The following is a 19,229-nucleotide window of genomic DNA, read 5'->3' as shown; positions in this document are numbered from 1 at the left end:
ATGAAACTAAATACAAAAGCATTCTATGTCATGTTCCTTATCCTGGGAACTACTTATGGTCAAAATTGGTCCTTGGATAAGGACTACACCGCTATTGAGCCTAAAGTAATCGAATGGAGACGGGATATCCACCAACACCCTGAACTCTCCAACAGAGAGTTTAAAACTGCCGAGAAAATTGCGGCCCATTTAAAGTCCCTGGGTATTGAGGTCCAAACCGGAGTAGCACACACAGGAGTAGTTGGGGTACTTAAAGGATCAAAACCCGGCAAGGTTGTCGCCTTAAGGGCGGATATCGATGCCCTGCCGGTATATGAACGAAACGACCTCCCGTTCCGTTCCGAAGTAACCAGTGAATTTTTAGGTGAAACCGTCGGAGTGATGCACGCCTGCGGCCACGACACACATACGGCCATCCTCATGGGGGTCGCCGAGGTGCTCTCAAAGAACAAAGATAAAATTCGCGGAACTGTAAAGTTTATTTTCCAGCCAGCCGAGGAAGGACCACCCCCTGGAGAAGAAGGCGGAGCCTTGCTGATGGTAAAGGAAGGTGTACTTAAAAGTCCAGACGTGGATGCCATTTTCGGACTCCATATTAATTCCCAGACACCGGCGGGAATGATCCGTTATAAATCTGGCGGTACGATGGCTGCAGCGCAGAGTTTTACCGTGAAAGTCAAAGGAAAACAGAGTCATGGATCACAGCCCTGGTCCGGGGTTGACCCCATTCTGATCAGTGCAAAAATTATCGATGGCCTGCAGACTATTATCAGTCGGGAAGCCAATCTTACCAATGAAGCTGCGGTAATCACAGTTGGTAAAATAAAGAGTGGGGTACGCTTTAATATCATTCCGGAGAGTGCAGAAATGTTGGGTACCATCCGAACTCTGGACTACGACATGAAAGACCACATCAACCGAAGAATGATGGAAATGATACCCGATATAGCGAAAGCCTATGGAGGAGAAGCCGTTGTTGAAATCAAAGATGCTACCGACATTACCTACAACGATCCGGATTTGGTCACTACAATGCTGCCGACCTTAAACAGGGTTGCCGGAGACCAGAACGTTGTAATTCAGAAAGCCGTGACCGGGGCGGAGGATTTCTCATATTATCAAAGGGAAGTCCCTGGATTTTTCTTCTTTCTCGGAGGAATGACCCCTGGGAATAAGGAACCTTTCCCGCATCACACGCCGGACTTCAGAATTGATGAATCGGGATTGATCCTCGGTGTAAAAGCGCTTTCCGAGCTCAGTCTGGATTATCTGAGCAAGGGATAATTTCTATTTATTGTAGCTTCTTCCCGAATATGAACCCTTGCCAGCAAGAGCGGTTGGCATAATACATATTCGGGAAGGTGCTTGCATATATTATCCGTGAATGCGTGTATCTTTGCAGTCTAATTTTTATAGGCTTATGAAAACCACTACCCATACATGTTCTACTTTTTATAGCGTTCTGGTTGCGTGTCTGCTGATTGGACCTTTGGCAATGGCCCAGCGCAAATCGGACCTTATTGTCGAAATCGATAGTTTACAGGCACAAGTAAGGCGACTTGAAAGATCGGTATCAGAAGCCCAGGCAAGCAACAGGGCTGCCCAGGCAAAGGCGGAATCCTACGAGGCGCAGGTAAACGAATTAAAGGAAGCGAACGCTACCCTGATGACGAATCTCGGCAGCTTTGCCAATGTTTCCAATAAAAAAGAAGATGCCCTCTCCAAAGCACTGGAATCCCTCAATGCTAAAGAACGACAACTAAAGGGAATCGAATCATCGTTCAGCGCTAATGACTCAACGATTATTGTGCTCCTCAACGATGCCAAGAGAACACTTGGGCCGGATGCACAGCTCAAAGTAGCCGCCGGAAGTCTGGTGATCTCCGGATCCCTCTCCACCCTTTTCGGAAGCGATACCGGGACTACCCTAACCGAGGCCGGAAATACCTGGACAGAGCGAATTGCCGCGCTTGCCAAGGCCCACCCGGGAATGGGAATTACTGTAGAGGGATTGTCCATGACCGGAGATATGACCCTTGCTGCAAATCAGGCAACAGCCGTCATGAATGCGCTTCAGGGAACTTACGAAGTTTCGGAAACACGTCTGCAAACGCGGGCGCGAGATGGAAATTTCAGTGAAGGTGTGGATATCCTGCTACATCCGGATTACCGCAAGTTCTACAAAATGGTGCAGGACGAGGTCAAGCGATAGGTCGCGGGAAAACCAGCCGGTTTATATAATTTTTAGGCCTTTCATTCGTTAATCCAAACGATAACCCTATTACCCTGATCTGATGAACGGAATTGACATTTTGCAACTCTTTGCGTACCTGCTGCCCGCTGTAGTCACGGGCGTAGTGGCCTTCTATTTTTTTAAAATGCATACTAAAAATGAGGAGGGCAGGCGCAGGTTCCTGCTCCATAAAGACAGTCAGAAAAACACTTTGCCCATTCGGTTGCAGGCTTATGAGCGGATGGCCCTTTTTCTGGAACGGATTGCGATTCCAAAATTAGTGGTTCGGGTAGCCCCTAAGTCTGCGGATAAATCGGATTATGAAAATCTTTTAATCCGAACCATCGAAAATGAGTACGAGCATAACCTCTCCCAGCAAATTTACATGACAGACGAATGCTGGAATGTCATTAAGGCGGCTAAGAACGCTACGATTCAGGGGATTCGGAAATCTGCCATGAGTGAAGCCGACAATGCGGATAAATTACGGGAAGATCTTCTGAACGATATGATGGAAAAATCGTCCCCCTCTGCCACAGCCCTATCCTACGTCAAAAGGGAAATCGGAGCACTCTGGTAGGTCTCAGGTTATTTCCAGTTCACTGCTTGCCTCACTCCGGGTTTCAGCGTAAATATACCCGCTTTTCCACCATTTTGTCATTTGCTCTTTATCAAACACGAGCGAATTGGTCGTCAGGACGGTCGGGGTATAGTAGAAGTTGATTATCGCATTCTGATGATTTGCTGTAAATTTCCCGATCTTAATGTTGTGTTCTTCAATGCGATCCAGCATAAAGGCAAACATATTGGTCAAAAGGGAAAAGGCATTTTTTGATGGCATCCGATTCAGGTGTGAAACCTCCGTATGTAAAACTATGGCATCCACGACCTTTGCCCCCCTATTGATGGCCTCCTCAATGGGGACCATGCATCCGAGGCCTCCATCGGCGTATTCATATCCATTTTTACGGACCAGACTCATAAAGGGGATGTAGTTACAGGAAATCCATATCCACTCACAGAAGGAATCATAGTCAAAATCGTTTATCGATTTGTATTCCACGCGATTGAGCGTGAGATTCGATACCGTAACCACAATATCCAATGGTCCGTTCTTCAGGGAATCAAATTCGGCTTCCGTCACTGAGTTTCTGATCAGATCGAGCAAGTTCAGGCTCTCCCCGAAAGTCTTCCCGCCTCTTAAAAAGTTCTTGATGACATTCCAGTGGTTGATCCCTATGGTCGCTATGCCGTATTTGTGCTCAATGGTGAAGGGACAATTGGAAAAGATGCTATCCTGGGTAACCGAGGTGTAAATAGAGCGAATCTTTTCAGTCTTCTTGAGTCCGAGATGGGAGATCAGCAGACTACCTGTGGATGTGCCCAGTAAAAGATCGTAGCTGTGTTTTTTAGTTTCGAGGAGGTATTCAGCAACCCCTCCTGCAAAAGCGCCCTTGCTCCCCCCTCCAGAAATCACCATTGCCCTCATTGGTTCTCGATTAATTCGTACAAATACCTGTATTTCTCCCTGGGGAACGTACTGGCCAGTTCGGCCCAGTCTGTTGTCCCCGAAGTACGGGAAAGGACTTCCCCGAGTAAATTCCTGCTGAATTTTCGAAACTGCCAGGAATGATGCTCTGTTGCCTGCATTAAATCCTTGATATTTTGAAGGTTAAGCGCATCTACCTGATGTAACATTGCAAAGGCGTTCTGACGTGTTTCCCAGGAATTTCCCGGAGCTGTAGTCCTTCTTAACTCCTTTAAATAGCCCTGTTGTACTGCCGGGGTTTTGTACTCCGGTGTCAGGGTAGCGAGCAACCACCACAGTTGTTCCAGCCGAACCGCATCTAAACTTCCGTTATCGGAAACCCGATCCAGGTATGCCTTGCGATTCTCAGGATCGGACACCCATAATTTAAAAAGGGTATTCTCCCGAATCACATAGCTCGGGGCGTCCAGCCAATCCCTTAAATACGGCTCCATCCAGGGCTCTATATCGCCCGTAACCTCCAACAGGGCCTTATGGATTTCCAGCGACTCCTCCCCTGCCGCTGCCTCCCATAATTCGCGGGAAACACCATTTCCCAGAAGCCGAATTAAATGCGCCCTGAACTCCGGGCTGGGAGTTGATTCCCATTGATTCAGATAGCCACTCGGTTCGGGTATTATCCGTTTTTCCGCTTCATCCTTCAGCCCTATAAAAACACCTATTTCAGGTTCGTTCACTTTCAGGTATTCCAGGGCTTCCTGCAACGGAAAGGTACTGGATTCCAACCAGCTCTTGCGAAATTCGGTGAGGGAAGTGCCGGATGCCGCTTCCATGGTTTTTAAAAACTCCGGAACCGTAACCGTTGCATAAGCATGGTTTTTAAGATAGTTCCTGATCCCCTGGTCAAAAACCGCTGCACCCAATTGGTCGCGAAGGATGACAAGGGCCCAGGCGCCTTTTTCATAGAAGGTGAGACTTCCTGCTTGCGGGTCCAGCAAAGCTTCACCCTTGCCTTGCACATCCATTTCGTCAAGTATTCCTGCCGTTTCGTAGAGTTTCCAATGGATGTATTTCTGTCCGAATACAGCGGCTTCCGCCCTGTAGGCATAGTAGGTCGCGAACCCTTCGTGAAGCCAGTGGTGCGCTGCGTCTTTTTCGGTGACCAGATTGCCAAACCACTGATGGGCCAGTTCATGCGCATTGATATTTACATAATTCTCGTCGTTAAACCCGAGGGAATCGACTAAATAACGGTCAGAAAAGATGGTGGCCCCCGTATTCTCCATCCCGGCATAGAGAAAATCGCTCACGGGAACCTGCTTATAGTCTCCCCATGGATAGGGTATTCCAATTTCAGATTCCAGGAAATCTAAGATCTCAACGGAATGCAGATAAGTCCAGTGCGCTTTATCTCCTGCATTCTCAGGGTAATACAACTTTAAGGGTACACCTGAGGACGATTCCCGATCCAGGTATTCATAGGTGCCCACGACAAAGGCCAGGAGGTAGCTGCTCATCGGGTTTTTCATATCGAAATCCCATTGCAGAAGTCCGCCTTCCAGGGTCGTCCCTGTCAATACCCCATTGGAAATTACCTCGTACGAAGGATCCATAAGTACGGACAGGTCAAAAACCATTTTGTCTCCCATGGCATCAATAACCGGGACCCAATGACTGCTATCCTTACCCTGACCCTGAGTCCATATCTGTTCATTTCCGGGTATGCTGTCCTTCCAGCCAATAAAATAAACCGCCTGTTTTGGATTAGCCGTATAGGTGATGTGTAGGTTGTGTCTCCCCTCGAGCGCCGGTGCCTTTAAGGCCAACCTTCCACCGCCGGAGTGAAAGGCAACTTGCCGACCATTGAGCAGGACGCTTTCAAATTCCATATTGTGGGCATCCAGGATCACACTGTCCACTCCCGGCTGAATATCAAAGGTATAGCGAACCTCGCCTTTAATGATTTCGGCAATAGGATCTGGACGGATCACTATTTGAGCGCTTTGAAAATCCGGCATGAGCTCCTGTGCCTGCAGCATTGCTGAACACAGGCCTATGGATGCAAGGGCCAGCAGCCGCTTTAAACCGTAGTATTCTGATAACATTCCTCAAATTTAGCATTTTGCCGGGTTGCAGTTCTATATGGGAAGCTGTAATTTAGGCCGATGCATCCCAACGCGCTTCAAACGCCCATCACCTATCTGAAAGGGGTAGGGCCCGGCAGGGCGGCCCTGCTTGGGCGGGAATTGGGAATCGAGACCTACCAGGACCTGCTTTATTTCTTCCCGAACCGGTATATCGATAAATCGAGATTTTATAAAATTTCAGAGTTGGAGCGTACCGGGGCCGAGGTACAAATCATCGGGCGAATCACGCACATCAAAACCGTTGCACAGAAAAAGGGCAAGCGCCTGGTCGCCACGTTTAAAGATGATACAGGTTCTTTGGAACTCGTATGGTTCCGGGGTCAAAAATGGATTCAGGACCGGATCAAACTGAATGAGCCTTACGTTATTTTTGGTCGCACCAACTATTTCAACGGCAGCTTTTCGATGCCACATCCCGAAATTGAATTGCTAAGTCAATTCGAAGGGCAAAAGCGAATTGTGATGCAACCTGTATATCCCTCAACAGAGAAATTGAGCAAGCAGGGAGTGACCAATCGGCAGATTTCAAAATGGATACATTTCCTCCTGGAAGAAACAGGGGGCCAAATTGGTGAAACCTTACCGGCAAAGGTTCGGGAAGCCCTGGTTTTGCCGGGGAAACAGCGGGCGCTCTGGCAAGTCCATTTCCCGGACTCCCAAAAGGAGCTTGCACAATCTAGGTTCCGGTTAAAGTTTGAAGAACTCTTTTACATTCAACTGGCCTTGCTCACCAAAAAGAACCGAAGAAAAAGCCGGATCAAGGGATTGGTATTTGAAAAAGTGGGGGCCCTGTTTACGGACTTTTTTGAAAATCATCTGCCCTTTGAACTTACCGGAGCACAGAAAAAGGTTTTAAAAGAAATACGCGCCGATCTGGGGAGCCATGCCCAGATGAACCGACTCCTTCAGGGCGATGTGGGATCTGGGAAAACCATCGTTGCGGTGATGACCATACTACTCGCTCTGGATAACGGGTTTCAGGCCTGCCTGGTAGCTCCCACTGAAATCCTCGCGCAGCAACACCACCAGTCCGTAAGCGAATTACTGGAGCCCATGGGTATAAAAGTAGGCCTGCTGACAGGTTCTGTAAAAACCAAAGATCGCAAACCGATTCATGAAGGTTTAAAGAACAAGAGTTTGTCCATCCTCATTGGCACCCATGCCGTGTTGGAAGAAACCGTACAGTTTGCTAATCTGGGTCTTGCTATTATAGATGAACAGCATCGGTTTGGAGTCGCTCAACGGGCTCGGATGTGGAAAAAAAATGACACCCCGCCCCACATCCTGGTTATGACGGCCACCCCCATTCCCAGGACCCTGGCCATGAGCCTTTACGGGGATTTGGATATCAGTGTAATCGACGCCCTGCCTCCCGGCCGTAAACCGGTGCGCACGGTACACCGTACCGATTCTGATCGCCTGAAAGTATTTGGGTTTATCAGGGAACAAATAGCGCTGGGCCGACAGGTGTATGTGGTCTATCCGCTTATTCAGGAATCTGAGGCCCTCGATTATAAGGATCTGATGGATGGGTTCGAAAGTATTAGCAGGGAGTTTCCGCCCCCCTCCTACCAGATCTCCATTGTCCATGGCAAAATGAAGCCTCAGGACAAAGAATACGAGATGCAGCGTTTTGTTGCCGGTAAAACCCAGATCATGGTTGCTACCACGGTTATTGAAGTGGGGGTCAATGTCCCGAACGCCTCTGTTATGGTAATCGAAAGTGCAGAGCGTTTTGGACTTTCCCAACTGCACCAGTTGCGCGGCCGCGTTGGGCGGGGAGCGGACCAGAGTTATTGTATTCTAATGAGCAGTGGGAAACTGTCAGATGATGCACGGACCCGCCTGCAAACCATGGTCAGGACGAATGATGGTTTTGAAATCGCTGAGACCGATCTGCAACTGAGGGGTCCTGGGAATCTTATGGGTACCCAGCAGAGTGGTATTCTGGCGCTGAAGATTGCAGACGTGGTCAAGGATAGTGATATTCTTAAAACTGCGCGTTTTTACGCCCAGCAACTCTTAAAAAATGATCCCGGACTCGAGGCGGTTTCGCACCAGATGGTCCGTGAGAAGATGAGCCGTATGGATGTCTTCAAAAACATCTGGGATTACATTAGCTGACCGCTGCCTTAAGGGTGCTTTATCGCTTCAGAAAGTTCCATTGTTCACACGATTTTCAGAATATTTTTAGTCCCGTTACTCTTCCGACAAGGATAAAATCATTTTAATATGGGTCAAACAGGGATGTTGAACATCGTAATTTCATTTCGCCCATCTTTATTTTATCGCATCGGGAATCCTATTTTCGCTAACCTTAAAACCGTATAGAAAATCAAGTTATTTATGCCCGAAACGCTATTTGACAAAGTTTGGGACTCTCACGTGGTCCGACACGTAGACAACGGTCCAGATGTCCTTTTTATAGATCGCCACCTGGTCCATGAAGTTACCAGCCCGGTTGCCTTCCTGGGTTTGAAATCCCGCAATATTCCGGTACTTTACCCAGAGCGGACATTTGCCACCGCGGACCACAATACACCTACCCGCAACCAGCACCTTCCCGTTGCGGATCCCCTCTCGGCCAATCAATTAAAAGCCCTGGAAGAGAACGCAGGCAAACACAATATTCCATATTGGGGGCTTGGACATGAAAAAAACGGAATCGTGCACGTTATCGGGCCGGAAAACGGAATTACCCTGCCCGGGGCTACCATAGTATGCGGGGATTCCCACACATCTACCCATGGTGCTTTTGGCGCAATTGCGTTTGGAATTGGTACTTCAGAGGTGGAAATGGTCCTGGCTACGCAATGCATTATGCAGCCAAAACCCAAACGAATGCGCATTACCATTAATGGCAGCCTGAACAGGGCCGTGACCCCAAAGGACGTTGCCCTCTTTATTATTTCCCGACTGAGCACTTCTGGTGCAACGGGTTACTTCGTGGAATATGCGGGTAGTGTTTTTGAAGCCATGTCTATGGAAGGTCGAATGACTGTTTGCAACCTCAGTATCGAAATGGGTGCACGGGGCGGGATGATGGCACCGGATGATAAGACCTTTTCATACATAAAGGGTCGGGAGTTTGCGCCAACAGGTCCGGATTGGGATCGGGCTATGGAATATTGGAAAACACTTTACACGGATTCGGACGCCCTTTTTGACAAGGAACTTACATTCGAGGGCTCTGAAATTGAACCTATGATCACTTACGGGACCAATCCGGGAATGGGCATGGGGATCAAAGAGTCCATACCCCTGTCGGAAGCTGCTGGAAGTGGCAAGGCTACCTACAAGAAGTCGCTGGACTATATGGATTTCCAGGAAGGAGATTCCATGTTGGGTAAAAAAGTGGATTTTGTATTTCTGGGCAGCTGTACAAACGGACGAATCGAGGATTTCCGGGCGTTCACAGCCTTGGTTAAAGGTCGGAAAAAGGCGGAGAATGTCACGGCCTGGCTGGTACCCGGCTCCCACAAAGTAGAATCCTCCATTCGCGAAGAGGGGCTGTTGGATATTCTTGAAGAAGCCGGCTTTGAGCTCAGGGAACCCGGGTGTTCGGCTTGCCTGGCGATGAATGATGACAAGATACCCGCCGGGAAATACGCGGTAAGTACATCCAACCGTAATTTCGAAGGTCGACAGGGTCCAGGAGCGCGAACGCTTTTGGCGAGCCCACTTGTGGCAGCAGCTGCTGCGGTAACAGGAGAAGTTACGGACCCCCGTGAACTGTTGCAGGCAGAAGTAATATCCTAATACAAAAGATTATGGCATACGATAAATTCAATGTACTGAGAAGCTCGGCCGTACCCCTGCCGATAGAAAATGTGGATACCGATCAGATCATTCCGGCTCGCTTCCTCAAGGCGACAGAACGCAAAGGTTTTGGTGATAATCTGTTCAGAGACTGGAGGTACAACCCCGACAACAGTCCCAAACCACATTTTGTGCTCAATAACCCCATTTACAGTGGTAAAATCCTCGTGGGAGGTAAAAACTTTGGTTCTGGTTCCTCCAGGGAGCACGCTGCCTGGGCGGTTTATGATTACGGTTTCAGATGTGTTGTCTCCAGCTTCTTTGCCGATATCTTCAGAAATAATTGTCTGAATATCGGGGTACTCCCGGTACAGGTAAGTCCGGAGTTCCTCCAGCAGATCTTTGAAGCCATCGAAGCAGATCCTGAAACACTAATCGAAGTGGACCTGCCTGCCCAGAGCATTCAGATAACCGCAACAGGAGCTACCGAATCCTTTGAGATCAACGGGTACAAGAAAGACAATATGCTCAATGGTTTTGACGACATCGATTACCTGCTGAACATGAAGGAGGAGATCAGTAGTTTTGCTGCTCAATCGCCTTTGTAACAGAGGGATCCACAAACGCGTGATTCTATAAAAATACATGAAGCCCAGGCGAATTGAAATAATGGATACAACCCTGAGGGATGGAGAACAAACCTCCGGGGTCTCATTTACAGCTCCTGAAAAACTTACCCTTGCACGTCTGCTGCTTGAGGAATTACAGGTGGATCGTATTGAGGTTGCCTCCGCGCGGGTATCCGATGGCGAATATGAAAGTGTACGGCAGATTGCCAGTTGGGCCAGGGAAGCTGGGATGCTCCCGAAAATCGAGGTCCTTAGTTTTGTCGATGACGGCGCCTCCCTGGAGTGGATCCATAAAGCCGGTGGCAGAACGCAGAATCTGCTGACCAAGGGATCTATGAACCACCTGACCCACCAACTTCGCAAGACCCCGGAAGCGCATTTTAAAGCCGTGGGAGCTGTTTTATCCAGGGCAGAGGATATGGATATTCGCTCTAACGTATATCTCGAAGACTGGAGCAATGGGATGAGGGAGTCTAAAGAATATGTTTTCCAATTCCTGGACTTTCTGCAAACCCAGCCTGTGGATCGTATCCTCCTTCCGGATACCCTTGGAATTCTCACGCCTGAGGAAACGTTTACATATCTCAATGAAATTTTAGGGCGTTACCCGGACTTGCATTTCGACTTTCACGGGCACAACGATTACGATCTTAGTGTAGCTAACGTACTTGAGGCCCTGAAGGCTGGAATACATGGATTGCATCTAACCGTCAACGGCATGGGGGAACGCGCCGGAAATGCACCCCTTTCAAGTGTTGTCGCGGTAATTAATGACTTTTTACCGGAAGTGGAAATCGGGGTTTGTGAGTCCTCTCTCTACAAGGTAAGTAAGCTGGTCTCGGCCTTTACAGGAATTGGAATCCCTTCGAACAAGCCCATTATTGGCGATAATGTTTTTACACAAACAGCTGGAATACATGCAGATGGGGACAATAAGAAGAATTTATACTTCAATAACCTGTTGCCGGAGCGTTTTGGTCGTAAACGCAAATATGCCCTTGGCAAGACATCCGGAAAAGCCAATATCCAGAAGAACCTGCAGGAACTTGGACTAAGCCTTAGTGACGCAGAACTAAAACTGGTTACCGCCCGCATTATTGAACTGGGCGATCGGAAGGAGCGGGTTACCCGGGAAGACCTGCCTTATATTATTTCCGATGTCCTCGGAACGGAAGGCCAACCGCAGCAGGTATTTATCCGGTCGTATGTACTGACCCATGCCAAGGGCCTGCAACCGACTACCACGGTATTCCTTGAGATCGAAGGAAAAACCTACGAGGAAAACGCCAGGGGTGACGGACAATTCGACGCCTTTATGAACGCCCTACGAAAAGTCTATAAAGACCTGAACAGGCCGCTTCCGGATTTGATCGATTACGCCGTGCGCATCCCGCCCGGGTCCAATTCAGATGCCCTGTGTGAGACCGTAATTACCTGGAAAACCGGAAAAAGGGAATTTACCACCCGTGGCCTGGATTCGGATCAGACCGTTTCGGCGATCAAAGCCACCGAAAAGATGCTAAACCGCTGTTGCTAAAGGATTAGCCCAGTATTCAGAGGAGGTATTCCGTATTGATAAAATTGGAATTCTTCTCCTGAAGCAGTTCTTCTACAATCTGGTTATTCAGCTCATTATCCTTGAAGGCAACAAAAGTCCTGATAGAGAAAGACCTCAGGGCATCGTAAACGCTCAGGGTGGATTGTGCGGAATCTTTTCTGCCCGTAAAGGGATATACATCCGGGCCTCGCTGACAGGAACTGTTCAGGTTCACCCGACATACCAAATTCGCCAGGGTATCGATCAATGGTGCCAGGGCCCGGATGTCCTTTCCAAAAAGACTCACCTGCTGCCCGTAATTGCTTTTTGCCATATCGTTTAGGGGTTCCTCTATGGATGTAAATGGTACCACAGGGATCACGGGGCCAAATTGTTCTTCTTTATAGACACGCATCTCTTCCGTTACAGGGTATAGCACGGCCGGCCAAATAAAGTTGTCATAACGCGTACCCCCTTTCTCATTGAGAATCCGGGCTCCTTTACCGACCGCATCATCTATGAGTTCCTGTATGTAATCCGACTTTCCGGGTTCCGGCAAGGGCGTTAGTTTTACACCCGGATCCCATGGATTTCCAAACGTCATCTCATCTACCGCTTTGGTAAACCGATCCAGGAACGCTTTCTCAACCGTTTTGTGCACGTATACGATTTTAAGGGCCGTACACCGTTGTCCATTAAAGGAAAGGGTTCCGGAGAGGCATTCCTGTACCGTTAAATCCAGGTCTGCATCCGGCAGGATAATGGCAGGGTTTTTTGCTTCAAGCCCCAGCACGAGGCGCAGTCGATTGCTCTTGGGGTGCTGGTCCTGAAGTGCATTTGCCGATTTGCTGTTTCCGATCAGGGCCAGAACATCCACTTTACCGGTTTTCATAATTGGGGCCGCTACAGCCCTTCCTCTTCCAAAAAGCACATTGATCACCCCTTTAGGAAAACTATTCTGAAACGCCTCCAAAAGCGGGGTGATTAGCAATACACCGTGTTTGGCAGGCTTAAATACTGTTGTATTCCCCATAATGATTGCGGGGATTAACAAGGCGAAAGTTTCGTTTAGGGGATAATTGTACGGCCCCAGGCACAATACAACACCCAAAGGGCCTCTGCGGATATGAGCATAGACCCCATCGTGCTTGTCGAAACGGGCGGCATTCCGGTCCAGGGTTTTGTATTCTTCTATGGTATCCTCGATGTATTCTACGGTGCGGTCGAATTCCTTTTCGGAGTCCGGAAGTGACTTCCCGATCTCCCACATCAAAAGGGTGACGATCGGATCCCTTTTGGACTTCATTTGATCCAGGAACTTCTCCATGCAGGCAATACGATCCCTTACCTTCATTGTGGGCCAGGTACCTTGGCCCTGATCATAGGCCTGTAAAGCCGCATCAAGGGCCGCCATGGCTTCCTGCTCCCCCATATCCGGAATGCTCCCCAAAAGGGTTGGAGCGTACGCGGGAGTGGAGGAAATAGTGGAATACACCTCTGAAGTCTTGCCCGTCCAGGACAACAAGTCGCCATCCACCAGGTATTGACGTTGATCAATGGGTGCTTTCAGGGTAAATTTTTCTGGAATTTTGACGAAATCATTCATGTGTATGGAATTTCAGATAAAAAGAGGGTTTAACTTCCCTGGGCACTCATTGCGTACCTAAATAGCCGGCTTCATGGCCGTCATGGACTCTCTGAGTCTTGTGCCGACCTTTTCAACGGGATGACTTCTCAGGGCCTTATTAACGTGGATCAGTTCCGCATTGTCTACAGTAGTGTCTTCTCCCTCCCCAAATGTTTTCCCGATAACTTCCGTAGAAATGGTTTCCATAAAATCGGACAGCAGTGGTTTACAGGCATGGTCAAAAAGATAACAACCGTATTCGGCCGTATCCGAGATAACCCGATTCATTTCAAAGAGTTTTTTCCGGGCGATGGTGTTGGCGATCAACGGGGTTTCGTGAAGGGATTCGTAATAGGCGGATTCCCCCACAATACCGGATTCTGTCATGGCTTCATAGGCGAGTTCAACACCCGCCCTGACAAAGGCTACCATAAGCACACCTTTATCGTAGCATTCCTGCTCACTAATTTCAATATCAGCTGCGCTGGTTTTTTCGAAAGCCGTTTCCCCTGTGGCGCTTCTCCATTTCAGCAGGTTTGCATCCCCATTAGCCCAGTCCTGCATCATGGTTTTGGAGAATTCCCCGCTCATGATATCGTCCATATGCTTTCGAAACAACGGACGCATTATATCTTTGAGGGTTTCTGAAAGCCTGAATGCCTCAATTTTTGCGGGATTGGACAAACGGTCCATCATATTTGTAATCCCCCCATATTTGAGTCCTTCGGTAATATTTTCCCATCCGTATTGCACCAACCTGGCTGCATAAGAAGGCGCTATCCCTTCGGCTACCATCTTGTCAAAACAGAGTATTGACCCGGTCTGCAAGAGGCCGCAGAGAATCGTTTGTTCTCCCATCAAATCCGATTTGACTTCGGCGACAAATGAAGACTCCAAAACCCCTGCTTTATGGCCTCCGGTTCCTACAGCATAAGCCTTGGCCTGGGCCAGCCCCTTTTGCTCCGGGTCATTCTCGGGGTGCACTGCAATCAGGGTAGGTACCCCGAAGCCGCGTTTAAATTCTTCCCGCACCTCCGATCCCGGACTTTTAGGGGCTACCATGATTACGGTAAGGTCATTTCGCACCTGCATCCCCTCCTCCACGATATTGAACCCGTGGGAATATGAAAGCGTTGCCCCTTTTTTCATAAGTGGCATTACGGCACCCACCACGGCCGTGTGCTGTTTATCGGGGGTCAGATTGATGACCAAATCTGCATCGGGAATCAATTCTTCATAGGTCCCTACTGTAAAACCGTTCTCAGTGGCATTGACAAAAGAGTCCCGTTTTTCGGAAATGGCAGCTGGCCGCAACGCATATGAAATGTCCAGGCCTGAATCGCGCATATTTAACCCCTGATTAAGTCCCTGGGCTCCGCAGCCCACAATCACGACCTTCTTTCCTTTCAGGGCACTCACCCCATCTGAGAATTCCGAAGCCTCCATAAAGCGGCATTTCCCTAGTTGTTCGAGTTTTTCCCGCAGTGAAAGGGTATTGAAGTAATTCGTCATAGTTTGCTTTTTTAAAGTATAATTTGTCAGTTAGGTTTAATGCTGGAATTTTTCGAGTAGAGATGTAATGGGCATTTCTGATTTGGTTACTGCAATTCTTCCACTCCGGACAAATTGCATGATGCCAAAGGGCTCCAGTTCAAAATACATCTGGTCAATTTCATGCCGCCTGCCGGACTTGGCAAGCACAAAGAAATCACGACTCACCGTCACAATCTGGCTATTGCTTTCTTTTATGATGTTCTGGATCTGTCGCTCGTCGAAAAGCAAATGGGAGGCTATCTTAAACAGGGCCGATTCCTGATATATGGTCTCCTCATCTGTATGATAAAACGCCTTGATCACCTCTACCTGTTTCTCGATTTGTGAAACAATACGCCGTGTCCACGACTCCGTGGTGTTGACGACAATTGTAAATTTAGAAACTTCATCAATCTCTGATTTAGAAACATTTAAACTTTCGATATTAATGTGACGCTTTAAGAATATCCCTGAAATCCTGTTCAGCAATCCCACGTTATTTTCAGAGTAGACAGATATGGTAAACCAGCTTTTTTCCATGGTGTAGTAGCACTAAATATTTCTCTATTGTTAAATCGATGGCATCACTTCAGGCGAATCTCAGACACCGATGCCCCGGAGGGAATCATCGGGAAAACATTGCCCTCTTTCTCCACGCGTACCTCGAGGAAATAGGCTTCCTCTGAAGCCATCATTTCGGATACGGCTTCTGCCAGGTCTTCTCTTTTCTCAACGCGTCTTGCTTTGATGTAATAACCCTCTGCAATTTTGACAAAATCAGGATTTACCATTACCGTAGAGGCGTAACGGCTTTCAAAGAAGAGTTCCTGCCACTGGCGGACCATCCCGAGGAAATCATTGTTGAGCACTACGATTTTAACCGCGAGTTTATTCTGATAGATCGTGGCGAGTTCCTGTATGGTCATCTGGTAGCCACCATCCCCGATTACCGCCACAACCTGGCGATTTAAGGCGCCCATTTTAGCTCCAATGGCTGCAGGCAGGGCAAACCCCATGGTCCCGAGGCCACCGGAAGTTATATTGCTTTTGGACTCTTTAAACTTGGCATATCTGCAGGTGACCATTTGGTGCTGTCCTACATCGGTCACGATCACCGCCTCATGTCCTGAAGCGTCGTTGATCTGCGCCACAACTTCCCCCATGGTAAGGCCCGGTTTAACCGGGTGAATATCCTTTTCGATAACCTGTTTGAACTCTTCTTCATACTTCTGGTGGAACTCTCCCAACCATTCCGAATGGCTATTCTCACGAATCTTTGGGAGTAAGAGTGACAGGGTTTCCCGTGCATCCCCTAAAACAGCCACATCGGTTGGTACATTTTTATCAATCTCGGCCGGGTCTATCTCAAAATGGATAATCCGGGCCTGTTTGGCATAGGAATCGAGATTACCGGTAACCCGGTCATCGAATCGCATGCCTATAGCGATAAGCACATCACATTCATTGGTGAGCACATTGGGTCCGTAATTTCCATGCATGCCTACCATTCCTACGTTCAAGGGATGATCCGAATCGAGGGCGGAAAGGCCCAGGATGGTCCAGGCCGCTGGAATCCCTGATTTTTCAACAAGGGCTTTGAGCTGCTTTTCAGCATGGCCCAGAATTACACCCTGTCCGAATACGATAAATGGCTTTTTAGCCTGGTTGATCAGCTCAGCGGCTTTTTCAATGGCGTCTGCATCCGGTTTCGGAACCGGATTATAACTTCGAACACCCTTACAGTGGGTGTATTCAAAGTCAAGTTCGTCAAATTGGGCATTTTTTGTAATGTCGATCAAAACAGGGCCTGGCCTTCCGGAACGGGCGATAAAAAAGGCTTTCGCCAGTATTGCCGGAATTTCGGATGCCCTGGTTATCTGATAATTCCATTTGGTCACGGGTGTGGAAATCCCAATGATGTCGGTTTCCTGAAAAGCATCAGAGCCCAAAAGATGCCGTGCAACCTGTCCGGTGATACAGACCATGGGCGTGGAGTCGATCTGGGCGTCCGCAAGACCCGTAACCAGATTAGTAGCCCCTGGGCCGGAAGTTGCCATGGCTACGCCGACTTTCCCGCTTACCCGGGCATATCCCTGAGCTGCATGTGTAGCGGCCTGTTCATGACGGGTGAGCACATGGTTCAACCTGTCGCTGAATTTGTAGAGCTCGTCATACACGGGCATTATGGCGCCACCCGGATAACCGTAGATTAGATCTACCCCTTCTGCAAGCAGGCAATGGATTATTGCTTCTGCCCCGCTAATCCGGAGCTTCTTTGCAGTCGCTTTGGGCTTATTTGCTGTTTGTGTATTTTCCATATTGGAGTAACCAGATTTACTTTATATTTCATCGGTAACGCATCCCTGTGAGGCCGAGGATACGGTCATTGCGTATTTGTACAAGCTTCCTTTGCGCACTTTTAGCTCAGGTGCCTTCCATTTATCGCGTCTTTTTTCGAGTTCTGCGCTCGAAAGCGCAACCGAAAGCGTGTTTTTTTCTGCATCGATAGAGATCAGATCACCGTCCTGGATCAGCGCTATGGGCCCGCCACTCTGCGCTTCAGGAGTGACATGGCCGACGACAAACCCGTGCGTTCCCCCGGAAAACCGGCCATCGGTGATCAGGGCAACATCTTTGCCCAGACCCGCGCCCATTATTGCACTTGTCGGCTTGAGCATTTCGGGCATTCCGGGTCCTCCCTTAGGCCCTTCGTAACGTATTACGACCACGTCCCCGGCCTTGACGCTTCCTTCACCAATTCCTTTATTCGCTTCAAATTCCCCTTCAAAAACCCGCGCGGGGCCCTCAAATTTCAGGCCCTCTTTCCCGGTAATTTTGGCTACAGAGCCTTCGGGGGAAAGGTTTCCATAAAGGATTCGCAGATGTCCTGTTTCTTTGATTGGGTTTTCGAGGGGGTGAATCACTTTCTGACCCTGGGCTAGCCCTGGAATATCCCTGAGGTTTTCTGCAAGGGTTTTCCCTGTAACGGTCATACAATCCCCGTTTAACATTCCGTTTTCAAGCATAAACTTCAAAACAGCAGGCACGCCCCCTACCCTGTGGACATCTTCCATCAGGTATTTTCCACTGGGTTTAAGGTCTGCCAGGAATGGCGTCCGATCACTGACACGTTGAAAATCATCAAGGGTAAAGGGAATTTCTGCAGCTCTGGCTATGGCCAGAAAATGCAGCACAGCATTGGTAGAGCCTCCCATAAGGACGATCAGACGTATGGCGTTTTCAAGGGATTCCCGAGTGATGATATCGAGAGGTTTTAGATCCAGTTCCATCAGATTTCGAAGCATCTTCCCGGCCTGCAAAGCATCCCCTTCCTTTTCACCTCCCACTGCAGGGTTCGAAGAACTGTACGGCAGAGACATCCCAAGAGCCTCAATGGCCGAGGCCATTGTGTTTGCCGTATACATGCCTCCACAAGCACCGGCTCCGGGACAGGCATGTTGGATCACCTGTTTGTAGGAGGCTTCATCCATTGTCCCGGCGACCTTTTGACCCCAGGCTTCAAAGGCTGAAACCACATCGAGCTTTTGGTCCTTCCAACACCCCGATGCAATCGTTCCCCCATAAACCATAATAGAAGGGCGGTTCAACCGAATCATGGCCATTAAGGCTCCAGGCATATTTTTATCACATCCCACAACGGTTACCAGGCCATCGTAATTCATCGCCTGAACCACTGTTTCCATAGAATCAGCGATAATATCACGGGATGGAAGTGAATACCGCATCCCGTAAGTCCCCATGGAAATCCCATCACTCACACCTATGGTGTTAAAAATAAGACCGACGAGATCTGCCTCCGCCGTCCCCTTTTTAACATGAAGGGCGAGATCATTGAGGTGCATATTACACGGATTGCCCTCATAACCCGTACTTGCGATACCGACCAAGGGTTTTTCCAGGTCTGATTCTGACAGGCCAAGGGCATAAAGCATAGCCTGGGCTGCAGGCTGGGTCGGATCCTGAGTAATGTTTTTACTGAATTTATTAAGCATATTGGTGGAAGGAAAAGCCGGATTAAACTCGTTTTTGTCAAAGATATGGGTTTGGATAGCCCGTAATTCCGGATAATCGCCGGGTTTAGAGGCTCATTTTATACTATAAATACTTAGGCATCTGATATTGTGTGTGTTACGCCTTCCAAAATACCATATTCAATCCTCCGGATAGCGCATCCATTCATTGTGCATTCCACGGGGATACCAATGAAACTGCTATAACGCTTCGGTTATAACTGACATCCCCCATTTACGTATC

At 48.6% G+C, this 19,229-nt stretch carries 14 protein-coding genes; 7 read left to right on the top strand and 7 right to left on the bottom strand.

Translation table 11 applies throughout. The annotated features are described in order from the left end of the window. The 3 genes from QU605_RS09200 to QU605_RS09190 all read left to right on the top strand — a co-directional run bounded on the left by QU605_RS09200 (position 1) and on the right by QU605_RS09190 (position 2,813). The gene (locus QU605_RS09200; RefSeq protein WP_434967923.1) at positions 1-1,284 is read left to right on the top strand and encodes an amidohydrolase; all 1,284 of its coding nucleotides are present in this window, start codon (positions 1-3) and stop codon (positions 1,282-1,284) included. Between the two features lie 136 nt (positions 1,285-1,420). Beyond that, on the top strand, positions 1,421-2,212 hold the full coding sequence (locus QU605_RS09195; protein WP_289725008.1) for an HlyD family secretion protein: 792 nt from the start codon (positions 1,421-1,423) through the stop codon (positions 2,210-2,212). 82 nt (positions 2,213-2,294) lie between these two features. Continuing rightward, the gene (locus QU605_RS09190; protein WP_289725007.1) at positions 2,295-2,813 is read left to right on the top strand and encodes a DUF7935 family protein; all 519 of its coding nucleotides are present in this window, start codon (positions 2,295-2,297) and stop codon (positions 2,811-2,813) included. A gap of 3 nt (positions 2,814-2,816) precedes the next feature. Here the strand turns inward: QU605_RS09190 and QU605_RS09185 are convergent, their stop codons facing one another. Both QU605_RS09185 and QU605_RS09180 read right to left on the bottom strand, forming a co-directional pair. After that, complete coding sequence (locus tag QU605_RS09185; protein ID WP_289725006.1) at positions 2,817-3,722, bottom strand: patatin-like phospholipase family protein; 906 nt, start codon at positions 3,720-3,722, stop codon at positions 2,817-2,819. Beyond that, a complete protein-coding gene (locus tag QU605_RS09180) occupies positions 3,719-5,827 on the bottom strand; it encodes a M1 family metallopeptidase (RefSeq protein ID WP_289725005.1) in 2,109 nt (702 codons plus the stop codon). Before QU605_RS09180 ends, QU605_RS09185 begins: the two co-directional genes overlap by 4 nt. 60 nt (positions 5,828-5,887) lie before the next feature. Between QU605_RS09180 and recG the strand changes: the two genes are divergently transcribed. The 4 genes from recG to QU605_RS09160 all read left to right on the top strand — a co-directional run bounded on the left by recG (position 5,888) and on the right by QU605_RS09160 (position 11,794). Then, positions 5,888-7,993: an ATP-dependent DNA helicase RecG gene (gene recG, locus QU605_RS09175; protein WP_289725004.1), complete on the top strand. Its 2,106-nt coding sequence runs from the start codon at positions 5,888-5,890 to the stop codon at positions 7,991-7,993. Positions 7,994-8,215: 222 nt separating this feature from the next. Further along, the gene (leuC, locus tag QU605_RS09170; RefSeq protein WP_289725003.1) at positions 8,216-9,628 is read left to right on the top strand and encodes a 3-isopropylmalate dehydratase large subunit; all 1,413 of its coding nucleotides are present in this window, start codon (positions 8,216-8,218) and stop codon (positions 9,626-9,628) included. An 11-nt stretch (positions 9,629-9,639) separates the two neighbouring features. Continuing rightward, positions 9,640-10,236, top strand: coding sequence for a 3-isopropylmalate dehydratase small subunit (leuD, locus tag QU605_RS09165; protein WP_289725002.1), 597 nt, complete (start codon positions 9,640-9,642; stop codon positions 10,234-10,236). A gap of 37 nt (positions 10,237-10,273) precedes the next feature. After that, the gene (locus QU605_RS09160) at positions 10,274-11,794 is read left to right on the top strand and encodes a hydroxymethylglutaryl-CoA lyase-like TIM-barrel protein (protein ID WP_289725001.1); all 1,521 of its coding nucleotides are present in this window, start codon (positions 10,274-10,276) and stop codon (positions 11,792-11,794) included. 16 nt (positions 11,795-11,810) lie between these two features. Here QU605_RS09160 and QU605_RS09155 read toward each other — a convergent pair whose 3' ends face one another. From QU605_RS09155 to ilvD, 5 genes are read right to left on the bottom strand one after another with little or no spacing between them, the layout of a single operon-like run. After that, complete coding sequence (locus QU605_RS09155) at positions 11,811-13,400, bottom strand: NADP-dependent glyceraldehyde-3-phosphate dehydrogenase (protein ID WP_289725000.1); 1,590 nt, start codon at positions 13,398-13,400, stop codon at positions 11,811-11,813. Between the two features lie 57 nt (positions 13,401-13,457). After that, positions 13,458-14,933, bottom strand: coding sequence for a ketol-acid reductoisomerase (gene ilvC, locus QU605_RS09150; RefSeq protein ID WP_289724999.1), 1,476 nt, complete (start codon positions 14,931-14,933; stop codon positions 13,458-13,460). 36 nt (positions 14,934-14,969) lie between these two features. Continuing rightward, positions 14,970-15,494, bottom strand: a complete 525-nt coding sequence (gene ilvN / locus QU605_RS09145; protein WP_289724998.1) for an acetolactate synthase small subunit — start codon at positions 15,492-15,494, stop codon at positions 14,970-14,972. A gap of 44 nt (positions 15,495-15,538) precedes the next feature. Further along, positions 15,539-17,272, bottom strand: a complete 1,734-nt coding sequence (gene ilvB / locus QU605_RS09140; protein WP_289724997.1) for a biosynthetic-type acetolactate synthase large subunit — start codon at positions 17,270-17,272, stop codon at positions 15,539-15,541. 21 nt (positions 17,273-17,293) lie between these two features. Further along, positions 17,294-18,967, bottom strand: a complete 1,674-nt coding sequence (gene ilvD / locus QU605_RS09135) for a dihydroxy-acid dehydratase (RefSeq protein WP_289724996.1) — start codon at positions 18,965-18,967, stop codon at positions 17,294-17,296. Between the last annotated feature and the right edge of the window lie 262 nt (positions 18,968-19,229).

Origin of the sequence: Robiginitalea aurantiaca, assembly GCF_030380815.1 — a bacterium.
In the GTDB taxonomy this organism is placed as follows: Bacteria; Bacteroidota; Bacteroidia; order Flavobacteriales; family Flavobacteriaceae; genus Robiginitalea; species Robiginitalea aurantiaca.
This window is presented reverse-complemented; position numbering and strand designations above follow the sequence as displayed.